General features: G+C 75.1%; 11 protein-coding genes and 1 pseudogene. 7 read left to right on the forward strand and 5 right to left on the reverse strand.

Annotated features, from left to right (window positions below; genetic code table 11):
• From GUI43_RS32260 to GUI43_RS32270, 3 genes are all read right to left on the reverse strand, one after another.
• A partial coding sequence (locus GUI43_RS32260; RefSeq protein ID WP_249037912.1) for a DNA polymerase Y family protein occupies positions 1-1,322 on the reverse strand: 1,322 nt, incomplete at its 3' end.
• Positions 1,319-2,044, reverse strand: a complete 726-nt coding sequence (imuA', locus tag GUI43_RS32265; protein ID WP_112582767.1) for a DnaE2-dependent mutagenesis accessory factor ImuA' — start codon at positions 2,042-2,044, stop codon at positions 1,319-1,321. The genes imuA' and GUI43_RS32260, both read right to left, overlap by 4 nt.
• A gap of 102 nt (positions 2,045-2,146) precedes the next feature.
• Positions 2,147-2,596, reverse strand: coding sequence for an SAV_6107 family HEPN domain-containing protein (locus tag GUI43_RS32270; protein ID WP_007463070.1), 450 nt, complete (start codon positions 2,594-2,596; stop codon positions 2,147-2,149).
• A gap of 445 nt (positions 2,597-3,041) precedes the next feature.
• Here GUI43_RS32270 and GUI43_RS32275 point away from each other — a divergent pair, with 445 nt between their 5' ends.
• From GUI43_RS32275 to GUI43_RS32300, 6 genes are read left to right on the forward strand one after another with little or no spacing between them, the layout of a single operon-like run.
• A complete protein-coding gene (locus tag GUI43_RS32275; RefSeq protein WP_112582768.1) occupies positions 3,042-3,530 on the forward strand; it encodes a YbaK/EbsC family protein in 489 nt (162 codons plus the stop codon).
• Entirely contained in the window at positions 3,527-4,306 is a 780-nt protein-coding gene (locus GUI43_RS32280; protein ID WP_112700583.1) for a monooxygenase, read from the forward strand. The genes GUI43_RS32275 and GUI43_RS32280 overlap by 4 nt, the downstream gene beginning before the upstream one ends.
• A complete protein-coding gene (locus GUI43_RS32285; protein ID WP_091407634.1) occupies positions 4,303-4,854 on the forward strand; it encodes a GNAT family N-acetyltransferase in 552 nt (183 codons plus the stop codon). Before GUI43_RS32280 ends, GUI43_RS32285 begins: the two co-directional genes overlap by 4 nt.
• Positions 4,851-5,729, forward strand: a complete 879-nt coding sequence (locus tag GUI43_RS32290) for a carotenoid biosynthesis protein (RefSeq protein ID WP_112605055.1) — start codon at positions 4,851-4,853, stop codon at positions 5,727-5,729. The genes GUI43_RS32285 and GUI43_RS32290 overlap by 4 nt, the downstream gene beginning before the upstream one ends.
• Positions 5,726-6,850 (forward strand): glycosyltransferase family 2 protein, encoded by a 1,125-nt coding sequence (locus tag GUI43_RS32295; protein ID WP_112700585.1) that lies wholly within the window; start codon positions 5,726-5,728, stop codon positions 6,848-6,850. The genes GUI43_RS32290 and GUI43_RS32295 overlap by 4 nt, the downstream gene beginning before the upstream one ends.
• A 12-nt stretch (positions 6,851-6,862) precedes the next feature.
• Positions 6,863-8,350 carry a phytoene desaturase family protein gene (locus tag GUI43_RS32300; protein ID WP_112700587.1) on the forward strand — a complete coding sequence of 496 codons (1,488 nt, stop codon included), beginning with the start codon at positions 6,863-6,865 and terminating at the stop codon, positions 8,348-8,350.
• Positions 8,351-8,460: 110 nt separating this feature from the next.
• Here GUI43_RS32300 and GUI43_RS32305 read toward each other — a convergent pair whose 3' ends face one another.
• Both GUI43_RS32305 and metF read right to left on the reverse strand, forming a co-directional pair.
• On the reverse strand, positions 8,461-9,150 hold the full coding sequence (locus GUI43_RS32305; protein WP_112582773.1) for a CDP-alcohol phosphatidyltransferase family protein: 690 nt from the start codon (positions 9,148-9,150) through the stop codon (positions 8,461-8,463).
• A 44-nt stretch (positions 9,151-9,194) separates the two neighbouring features.
• The gene (gene metF / locus GUI43_RS32310; RefSeq protein WP_112623915.1) at positions 9,195-10,112 is read right to left on the reverse strand and encodes a methylenetetrahydrofolate reductase [NAD(P)H]; all 918 of its coding nucleotides are present in this window, start codon (positions 10,110-10,112) and stop codon (positions 9,195-9,197) included.
• 249 nt (positions 10,113-10,361) lie between these two features.
• Between metF and GUI43_RS32315 the strand changes: the two are divergent.
• A pseudogene (locus tag GUI43_RS32315) lies at positions 10,362-10,648 on the forward strand (helix-turn-helix domain-containing protein); the annotation flags it as partial.

Here is a 10,648-nt window from a genome sequence, read left to right on the forward strand (position 1 = left end):
GGCGCGGGCGCCGGCAGCCGGCCCGGCCACGGCGGAGCCCCGCCTCCACCCCGGCCGGTGGCCGGGTCGGCGCCGGCATCGGCCGGCGGGCCAGGACGGGCGGGGACGCGTTCGTCGCCCCACGGCACCAGTCGCACCTGGTCGGCCGGGGAGCGCCCACCACCGAGCACCGCGGTGACCACCGCTTCCGGGCCGAGGATGCCCTGCACCCGGCTCAACGCCCGGTGCGCGCGTTCCCGCTCCTCGCCGGTCTCCCCCCAGAGACCGGCCTGCAGACCGGCCTGGGCGATCACCCCGTCCGGGATCAGTCGCAGCCGGATGATGCCGGCCGTCGGTCGGGCCGGTCGGGCACCGGCGCGGCCGTTGCTGCCGGAGAGCCACCCGTCGAGCTGCCAGCGCACCCGGTCGGCGATGGCCGCGGCGGTGAGCAGGCCATCGTGCCGCCACACCCGGTGCAGCTCCTGCCCGTGCTCGGTGACCGCCTCAATGCCGAGCCGGGTGCAGGCCAGCCCATGCCCGGCCAGCCGTTCGTGCAGCCGCTCGGCCAGCGCCCGGGCCACGAACGCCGCCGCGTCGACCCGGTCGATCGGCTCGTCGTGCTCCGCGGTCACCGTCAGGTCGGCCGGCGGCTGCCGGACGGCGAGTGGGCGGTGATCCCGCCCGGCGGCCAGCCGGTGGGCCAGCGCACCGTCGAACCCGAACCGGGCCAGCACGTCGCCGGCCGGCAGTGCGGCGAAGTCGCCGAGGGTGCGTACCCCCAGCCGGCGCAGCAGGTCGGCCAGCGCCGACCGGCCGAGCGCCTCGACCGGCAACCCGGCCAGGAACTCCGGTGTCCCGCCCGGTGCCACCACCCGGCCAGCGCGAGCGGCCAACCCGGCCGCGAACACCCCGTCGGCGATGCCGACCTGGCTCTCCACCAGGCACGACTGCGCCACGTGCTCGATGATCCGCTCGGCGGCCGCCTCCTCACCGCCGAGGTAGCGGCCCGGCCCCCGGGCGGCCACCGCGCAGGCTCCCGGACGGACCACCTCCACGCCGGCGACCAACTCCTCCACCGCGGCGACCACCGGCTCGAACGCCCGGGCGTCCCGGCCGGGGTCGTACTCCACGACAGTGAGCTGCGGACAGCGCCCCTGGGCCTCCCGCTTGCGCAGCCCCCGACGCACCCCCTCGGCGCGGGCCCGCTCGGAGCAGGCGACCACCCGGTTGGCGTGCAGCACGGCGACCGGACCGGTCGCCGGCACCCCGTCGACGATCTCGGCGGCGAGCACCGGCCAGTCCGGGCACCACAGCAGCAGCGTGCGTGCCGGCGCGCCGGTCACCCCCGACCGACCAGGGCGAGTGGCACGGCCGGTCGACCCACTGGCGACGGCAGCGTACGAGGGATCACCCGGGTCAGTTCGTCACCCGGGAGCCAGACCTTGATCTCCTTGGGCCGGGCGGCCGCCCCGCGCCCGCGCGCCGAGACGGTGATCTCCCGGCGGCGCAACCGCCCCCGGCCCAGCCCGAGCCCCTCCCAGACTCCCCGGACCACCTGCAGCGTCACGTCCGCGCCGTCCCACCGGCCGTACGGGACGAGCACGCTGCCGCGCTGCCGGGCCCGAGCGGCCAACCGGGTGGCGACCGAGGCGGAGACCGAGGCCGGCACGGTGGTGACCACGACGTCCACCCCGTCGATCAGCGCGGCGACCACTGTGGCCCACTCGGGGCCGGGGTTCGGCACCAGGGCCAGCCGGTCCAGGGCGATGCCCAGCTCAGCCGCCGCGCCCGCGCCGAACGTCGGCACCCCGACCACGGCGCACCACGAGCCGGCCCGGGACGCCTCGGCGAGCAGGGCCAGCATCAGCGAGGTGCCACCGCTGCGGCGGGGCTGGCCGGCGGCGACCGCGATGGTGCTGCCCCGGCGCAGGCCCCTGTTGGGCAGCAGACCGGTCAGCTCGGGCACCACCGGCAGCACCCGGTGGCCACCGACCGGGTCGGGTGCGCTCGCCGGGCGCACCAGATCGGCCAGTGCGGCGGAACCGACCACCATGCGGCCCGCCATTGGACCAACTCCCCCGTCGTTGCTGTGGATCAGATCAGGACCGGCACGCCGTGCCACCGGCCGCCCGGCTCCCCCCGCGGGGCGGCCGGTGGCACGGCGGGATCAGGCGGCGAGGCCGTCCAGGGCCGGTTGGTGGGCCACACCGAGCGCGGTTTCCACCACCGTGACGAACTGTTCGGCAGCGCGGAGCAGGTCGTCGGCCTCCCGGGCGCTGACCACCCGGGGGATGCCGGCCTCGGCGGCGGCGCGCTTGCTGGCCCCTGCGGCGAAGAACCGGGACCACTCGTCGAGCTCCGGAGCGACGGCGCAGAGGAGGACCCAGACGCTGGTGATCCGGTTGCGTCGACTCGGCGCGGGTCGGGCCCGGGCGGCGAGCAGGGCTGCCGCCGCGCGCAGGGCGGCCAGGTGGGCAGCCGCGTAGCGCAGACCGTCAGGTCGGGTCTGGCCGGCCTCGACCAGCCCACGGCGGGCCAACGTGAGGAGCTGGGCGGGGGTGCGGTGCGGCAGCACGTGCGCCGGCACCGTCGGTGCCTGAGCCGGGTTGGTCGGCATGGGTGTCTCTCCTCCACGTGGCCGAGACGTCACTGCGGCGGCTGATGCCACCGACGAGACGCCGAGGTCGGGGTGGTGCGGAGGAAGACGCACCGGGTGTGGCCGGCCGGGTGTGGATGCTTCCCCACACCACACCCGGCCGGCGGACCGGCGGGTGCGTCGCCCGCCGCCCGGGGGTCGTGGGCGGCGGGCGACGCTCCTGCCTGTTGGGACCAGGCTCGCGACTGCCCGGAAACCCAGGTGCGGCCCGCGGAGCCGCACCGCCCGGAGGTGGCGCCGCGAAACGCCGCGCTCCGGCTGGTTGGAACGGGCGTTCGAGGCAATCGAACACTCGTTCTAACTGCTGCTGACAGTACACCTCCCCTCCGACGAAAATGCAACGTGTGACGCGCCGAGCGTGCCGGCCGGCTGAACCGGCCACCAGCGAACCGGGAAGAATGGCGGGATGCAGCCACACCCGAACGTACGGGCGGTGCAGGACGCGCTCACCGCCGCCGGCACGCTCGACGGCGCCGGTGAGCCCAGCATGGTCCGTCTGCTGCCCGACGCGGTGCACACCGCCGCGGCGGCCGCTGCGGCGCTCGACGTCGAGGTCGGCCAGATCGCCAACTCACTGATCTTCGACGCGGACGACACACCGCTGCTCGTCCTCACCTCCGGCGCGCACCGGGTCGACACCGCCGGCCTGGCGGCATCGATCGGCGTCACCCGACTGCGTCGGGCCACCCCGGAGTTCGTCCGGGCCCACACCGGGCAGCCGATCGGCGGGGTCGCCCCACTCGGGCACCCGCACCCGCTGCGCACCCTGGTGGACACGGCGCTGGCGGCGTACCCGGAGATCTGGGCCGCGGGTGGCGTACCCCAGGCGGTCTTCCCGACCACCTACCCCGAGCTGTTGCGGGTCACCGCCGGCACCCCGGCCGAGGTGGCGTGAGCGAGCCAGGCGAGCGCACCAGCAGTCCCAGCAGCGACGCCGGCGCGGCTCCGGAGCTGGTCACGCTGCACGTGTGGCGGACCTCCCACGGCGCGCTGCCCCGGGCGCTGACCCGGATGGCTGTGGACCCCCGCCGGTTGCGGGCCCTCCCCGGCGTTCGGTTCGCCAAGCTGCTGGGCACCGGGACCGGCACCGACTTCGGGCCACGGGACGCCGACCTGACCCGGTGGGCGACGCTGACCGTCTGGGACTCTCCCGCCGCGGCGGAAGGCTTCGACGACTCGCCGGTAGGGCGGGCCTGGGCGCGCATCGCCCACGCCCAGGCGCGAATCGACCTACGCCCGCTGACCAGCCGGGGCGAGTGGTCCGGCCAGCGGCCGTTCGGCGACCCGTCGGGCGGCCGGGTCACCGGCCCGGTGCTGGCACTGACCCGGGCCCGGCTGCGAGCCCGCCGGGCGGCCACCTTCTGGCGGGCGATCCCACCGGTGGCCGCCGCCCTGCGCGACGCGCCCGGGCTGCTGGCCCGGTTCGGGGTCGGAGAGGCCCCGTTGGGTTGGCAGGGCACGGTGAGCGTGTGGCGCGACCCGACGGACCTGGTGGCGTTCGCGTACCGTCACCCGGAGCATCGGGCGGCGATCATGCGAACCCCCACCGCGGGCTGGTACGCCGAGGAGCTGTTCGCCCGGTTCGAGGTGCGCGACGTGGTCGGCGACCGGTCGGTGCTCGGATGGGTCGTCGACGGCGGCCCGGAAACGGTGAAGGGTGGACGGGCATGAGGTTGGTGCGCTGGACGCCGGACGATCTCGTCCGGCGGCTGGACGACGTGGTGGCCGTCTACGGCGAGGCGATGGGATACCGCACCGACCTGCTGGAGGCCCGGCGCGGTTACATCGCCACCCACGTCCGCCGGCCGGGTTTCCGGGCGGTCGCCAGCCTGACCAGCGAGGGTCACCTCGCCGGCTTCGGCTACGGCTACCTGGGCGCCTCCGGTCAGTGGTGGCACGACCAGGTGCACCGCGCGCTGGACGCCCCGACTCGTACGCGCTGGCTCACCCACTGCTTCGAGGTGGTCGAGCTGCACGTCAGGCCACCGGCGCAGGGGCACGGCCTGGGCGCCGGTCAGCTGCGCGCGCTGCTCGGCATGGCGGAGGGCGACACAGTGCTGCTGTCCACCCCGGAGGCCGACGAGCAGACCTCGCGGGCCTGGCGGTTGTACCGACGGTTCGGCTTCGTCGACGTGCTGCGCGACTTCCACTTCCCCGGCGACGAGCGACCGTTCGGCGTACTCGGTCGGGATCTGCCGCTCGAGCCACCGGCGTCATGACCCGGCGGATCTCCTGGACGCTGCTCGTCGTCCTGGTGCTCGCCCAGATCTGCTACCCGCTCACCACCGGCGCCACCCGGGCCGGGCTCACCGTGGCCACCGTCGTCCTCGGTTGGCTGCTCTCGGTCGGCCACGCGCTGCTCAGCCGGGGCCCACGGGTGGCGGCAGCGCTGGTCGCGGTGGCCACCGGCGGCGGGTTCGCGATCGAGGCGATCGGGGTGGCCACCGGCGTGCCGTTCGGCAGCTACGACTACTCCGGAGAGCTGGGCCCCAAGCTGGCCGGCGTGCCGCTGATCATTCCGCTGGCCTGGACCTGGATGGCCTGGCCGGCCTGGCTCGCAGCGGTCCGACTGACCGGCGGCACTGCCGCAACGGCCAACGGCGGCGGGCCGACGGCCGGCGGCAGCGGATCGACGGCGGGTCGATGGGTGGGGCGGATCGCGCTGGCCACCGTGGGGCTGGCCGCCTGGGACCTCTTCCTCGACCCGCAGATGGTGGCCGAGGGCTACTGGGTCTGGCGCGACGCCACCCCGGCCCTGCCCGGCCTGGCCGGCATCCCGGTCAGCAACTACCTGGGCTGGCTGCTCTTCGCGGTGCTGATGATGAGCGCGCTGCGCCCGCTGGCCGGGCCGGCCGCCGAGCACACCGATCGGCGGGACCACCCGATGGTCGCGCTCTACCTGTGGACGTACTTCTCCAGCATCCTGGCCCACGCCGTCTTCCTCGACCTGCCCGCCTCGGCGCTCTGGGGCGCCGCCGGCATGTCGGTGACCGCCGTACCCCTGGCAGTGACCCTCCTGCGTGCCCGCCGGGGCGGTGACCCCGGTCGGGAGGCCCACCAGCCACACCGCCCCGGCGTCGACGCGACCCGATGACCGTCCTGCTCACCCTGCTCATCGCCGTCGCCGCGTTGACCGGGCACACCTGGCTCAACGCCACCCGGTGGCTGCGCCGACCCACCGACCGGCCCGACGACGTCGACGAGCTGGTCACCGTGCTGCTGCCGCTGCGCGACGAGGCCACCCGGGTCACGCCCTGCCTGCGCGCCCTGCTGTCCCAGCGCGGCGTACCCGGGATGCGCGTCGTGGTCCTCGACGACGGGTCCACCGACGGCACCGCCGAGGTGGTCCGCGCGGTGGCCGGCGACGACCCCCGGGTCACGCTGCTCACCGGGGTCGCCCCACCGCCGGGCTGGCTGGGCAAGCCGCACGCCTGCTGGCAGCTGGCCACCCGGGCCGACCCGGACGCCACAGCGCTGGTCTTCGTCGACGCCGACGTGGTGCTCGCCCCGCACGCCGTGGCCGCTGCCGTCACCGAGTTGCGCGCCGCCCGGGTGACGCTGCTGTCGCCGTACCCCCGGATCGTGGTGGCGACGGCCGGCGACCGGTTGGTGCAGCCGCTGTTGCAGTGGCTCTGGCTGACCTTCCTGCCGCTGCGCGCGATGGAGCGCTCGTCGCGGCCGTCGCTGGCCGCGGCGGGCGGGCAGTTCCTGGTGGTGGACCGGGCCGGCTACACCGCCGCCGGCGGGCACGCCGCGGTCGCCGACAAGATCCTGGAGGACGTCGAGCTGGCCCGGGCGGTCAAGCGGGCCGGTGGGCGGATCGCCCTGGCCGACGGCTCCCGGCTGGCCATCTGCCGGATGTACGACGACTGGCCGCAACTGCGCGACGGGTACTCGAAGTCGCTCTGGGCGTCGTTCGGGCACCCGGGCGCGGCGGCGGCCGTGGTGGCGGCGCTGCTGCTGCTCTACACCGCACCACCGCTGATCGCGCTGAGGTTCGCCTCGACAGCTCCCCTGGTGTCAATGGTTGCGCTCATCGCATACCTGCTGGGTGTGGCCGGACGGGTGCTCACCGCCCGCGCGACCGGTGGCCGGTGGTGGCCCGACGCGCTCGCACACCCCGTGTCGGTCGTGGTCCTCGGTTGGTTGACCCTGCGGTCGTACCATCTGCGAAAGCGACGCCGCCTGACCTGGCGGGGCCGTCCGGTCAGCTAGGGAGGACGCGGCATGGCGCGGATCGTGGTCGTCGGCGCCGGGGTGGGTGGCCTCGCCACCGCCGCCCGGCTGGCCGCTACCGGGCACCAGGTGACCGTCTTCGAGCGGGCCGACACGGTCGGCGGCAAGCTCGGCCGGTACGCGCACGACACCCCGGCCGGGTCGTTCCACTTCGACACCGGGCCGAGCCTGCTCACCCTGCCCGAGGTCTTCCACGACCTGTTCGAGGCGACCGGGGCGAAGCTCGACGAATACCTGGACCTGGTCCCGCTGGACCCGATCGTCCGGCACGTCTTTCCCGACGGCGGCCCGACCCTGGACTCGTGCGCCGACCCGGCTGAGTTCACCGCCCGGATCGGGGCCGCGTTCGGTGACCGGGCGGCAGCCGACTGGCAGCGACTGTGGCGCCGGGCGGCGCGGGTGTGGCAGGCCTCCTCACGGGACATCCTGCGTCGTACCGTCGACTCTCCCCGCGACCTCGCGTCGCTGGCCTGGCGCGTCGGCGATTTGGCCGCCATCGCCCCGGGCCGCAGTCTGCGCGGCCTGGGCCGCCGGCACCTGTCCGACCCGCGGCTGCGGATGATGCTGGACCGGTACGCCACCTACACCGGCGCCGATCCACGTCGGGCACCGGCGGCGCTGGTCGCGGTCCCCTACGCCGAGCTGGCCTTCGGCGGCTGGTACCTGCGCGGCGGGCTGGGTACTCTCGCCGACGCGCTGCTGACCCGCTGCCTGGACCTCGGCGTGGTCGTGCAGACCGACGCCACTGTCACCCGGATCGACGCCACCGGCGGCCGGGTGCACGGGGTACGCCTCGCCGGCGTCGCCGCCCCGGTGCCCGCCGACGTGGTGGTGGCCAACGTGGACGCGCTCACCGTCTACCGTGACCTGCTGCCGCACCCGCGTCGGCTGGCCGGGCTGACCGACCGCAGTCTCGCCGGCTTCGTGCTGCTGCTCGGCGTCTCCGGCAGCACCGGGCTGGCCCACCACAACGTCTTCTTCCCGGACGACTACGACGCCGAGTTCGACGCGGTCTTCGGTGACCCCGGGCGCGGCGTAAGGGCCCGGCCGGCGGTCGACCCGGCCGTGTTCGTCACAGTGGCCGACGACCCGATGGTCCGCCCAGCCGGACACGAGGCGTGGTTCGTGCTGGTCAACGCCGCCCGGCAGGGCACCGCGGCGGGCGCTGTCGACTGGCGACGCCCGGGGCTGGCCGACGCGTACGCCGACCGGATCCTGGACGTGCTGGCGCAGCGCGGCGTGGACGTGCGCGACCGGCTGCTGTTCCGCGAGATCCGCACCCCGGCCGACCTGGACGTGGCGACCGGCGCGCCAGGTGGCTCGATCTACGGCACCGCCGGTGGGCTGCTCCGCCCGGCCAACCGGGGCCCGGCGAACGGGCTGTGGCTGGTGGGCGGCTCCACCCATCCGGGTGGCGGGTTGCCGATGGTGACCCTCTCCGCGCAGATCGTCGCCGACGAGATCGGCCCCGCCTGGTAGACCCGGCCTGCTCCAGCCGGTGTCTGTCTCGGTCGGCACCTTTCAGCCGGCGCCTGTTTCGGTCGGCGCCTTCAGTCGGCGCCTGTTCGGTCGGCGTCGGGCTGGCCGGCTCAGTCGGCGTCGAGCAGGGCGCGGCGGATGCTGGAGAGCAGTTGCCCCAGGCCGAAACCGGCCAGCAGTACCCAGACCGCGGTCGCCATGGTGATGGTGCCGGCGGCCAGGTCCGGCTCGATCAGCCCGGCCAGCCCGGCGACCAGCAAGCCGGCCAGCGCCACCGAGACCCGGGTGGGGCGTTCGCCCACTGTCACCGCGCCGATCTCCCGCATGCCGGCGGCGACCGCCCGCGCCCGGACGTACTCGTGCAACCAGGACAGCGCGCCGCCCGCGACGACCAGCCCACCCGGCGCGCCCACCAGCCAGAACGCCAGCAGCCACGCCACCTCACCGAGCCGGTCGGCGACCGAGTCGTAGACGTAGCCGAGCCGGGTGGTGCGGCCGGTGGCGACCGCCACCGCACCGTCCACGCTGTCCGCCACGGCGGCGAGCAGCACGAACAGCGCGCCGAGGAACGGCCCGTCCCCCGGCCGGCCCACCAGCAACGGTACGCAGAAGCAGAGCAGCACCCCGGCCACGGTGACCGCGGTGGGGCTGACCCGCAGTCGACCCAGCACATATCCGACGTGGTATGCGAATCGCAGCCAGGCGCGCACCACCGGCGCCGCGACCCGAGGGTCGAACCCGCCGTGCAACCGCGCCCACGCCGTGGCGTACTGATCCCAGTTCAGCTGTGTGCCCACCACGGATCAACCGTCGTGCCGGGCAACAGGTGTCGCAGGCGCGGCGTTCACACGCGGGCGCCGGCCTTCAGGTTCTGCCAGACCTCGCGGGTCGCGGTGGACCGGTTGAGGGTGATGAAGTGGATTCCCGGCACACCCTCGTCCAGCAGTCGGCGGCACATCTCGCTGGCCTGCTCGATGCCGAGCCGGCGGACGGCGTCCGGGTCGTCGGCGACGCGTTCGAAGCGGGCCGCCAACGCCGGTGGGAACGGCGCACCGGACAGCTGCACGGACCGCTCGATGGTGCTGAACTGGGTCACCGGCATCACGCCGGCCAGGATCGGGGTGTCACAGCCGGCAGCGGCCACCCGGTCACGTAGCCGCAGGTAGTCGTCGGCGTCGAAGAACATCTGGGTGACCGCGAACTCCGCCCCGGCCCGACACTTGCGGACGAACTGGGCGGTGTCGCTGGCCACGTCGGGCGAGCGGGGGTGCTTGTACGGGAAGGCCGCCACGCCGACGCTGAAGTCACCGGCGTCGCGCACCAGCCGGACCAGGTCCTCGGCGTAGTCCACGCCCTCGGGGTGACGGATCCACTCACCGCCCGGGTTGCCCGGGGGGTCACCACGAACGGCCAGCACGTTGCGCACCCCCACCCCGGCGAGCCGGCCGACCACGTGCCGCAGCTCGGCGACGGAGTGGTTGACCGCGGTGAGGTGGGCCATCGGCAGCAGGGTGGTCTCGGTGGCGATCCGCTCGGTCACCGCCACCGTGGTGTCCCGGGTCGAGCCGCCGGCGCCGTACGTGATCGACACGAACGACGGGCGCAGCGACTCCAACTCGCGGATAGCCTGCCAGAGCAGCTGCTCCCCCGCCTCGGTCTTGGGCGGGAAGAACTCGAACGAGAAGGTCGGCTGGTGCTCACGGATGAGCTCCCCGATCGCCGGCTGCGGATTGGGGAGTGTCGAGGGAAGACCGAGCGCCACGACCCGACTCTAGCGGTCGATGGCACCAGGACCCAGGCCCTTCCCACCCCGACGGCCGGGCCGGCCCCCCGCGTCCCGATCCGACGGGCGGAAAGGCGTCGTACCTCCGGGGTAGGAAGGGGTGGCGCGGGAGGGGCGGCGGGGGCGGCCCGGGGGCACGCGCGGGGGTCAGCAACCGAGCGGTGCCGCTGGTCCCGCCCGTTCAGGGCGGGCCGGTCGGCGCCGCGCCGACGCCCGCCAGGAGGACAGATGATCCCGCCCGCACCGCCGCGTCCCGCGCAGCTCGGGCCGTTGCTGGCTCGCTGCCGACTCGACCGGGGCTGGAGCCAGCAGCGAGCCGCCGCCGAGTTGTGTGCCGCCGCCGGGGTGCCGACGCTGAGTCGGCACGAGGTTTCCCGGTGGGAACGACAGCGTCGCGTGCCGGGCGGGTTCTGGCTCGGCTGGCTCGCCGTCGTCCTGGACGTGCCGCTGGTGGTGCTCGCCGAGGCCGCCGCGGCCACCCGCCGGGCCGGCTCGACGCGGGCCACCGGGCCGGG

Source organism: Micromonospora noduli (genome assembly GCF_003264365.1).
Taxonomy (GTDB): Bacteria; Actinomycetota; Actinomycetes; order Mycobacteriales; family Micromonosporaceae; genus Micromonospora; species Micromonospora noduli.

What these genes read in the sequence shown, in the direction of transcription:
- imuA' (WP_112582767.1), bottom strand. Translation starts at nt 2,044, where the DNA reads ATGGCGGGCCGCATGGTGGTCGGTTCCGCCGCACTGGCCGATCTGGTG.
- GUI43_RS32300 (WP_112700587.1), top strand. Translation starts at nt 6,863, where the DNA reads ATGGCGCGGATCGTGGTCGTCGGCGCCGGGGTGGGTGGCCTCGCCACC.
- GUI43_RS32285 (WP_091407634.1), top strand. Translation starts at nt 4,303, where the DNA reads ATGAGGTTGGTGCGCTGGACGCCGGACGATCTCGTCCGGCGGCTGGAC.
- GUI43_RS32270 (WP_007463070.1), bottom strand. Translation starts at nt 2,596, where the DNA reads ATGCCGACCAACCCGGCTCAGGCACCGACGGTGCCGGCGCACGTGCTG.
- GUI43_RS32290 (WP_112605055.1), top strand. Translation starts at nt 4,851, where the DNA reads ATGACCCGGCGGATCTCCTGGACGCTGCTCGTCGTCCTGGTGCTCGCC.
- GUI43_RS32275 (WP_112582768.1), top strand. Translation starts at nt 3,042, where the DNA reads ATGCAGCCACACCCGAACGTACGGGCGGTGCAGGACGCGCTCACCGCC.
- GUI43_RS32295 (WP_112700585.1), top strand. Translation starts at nt 5,726, where the DNA reads ATGACCGTCCTGCTCACCCTGCTCATCGCCGTCGCCGCGTTGACCGGG.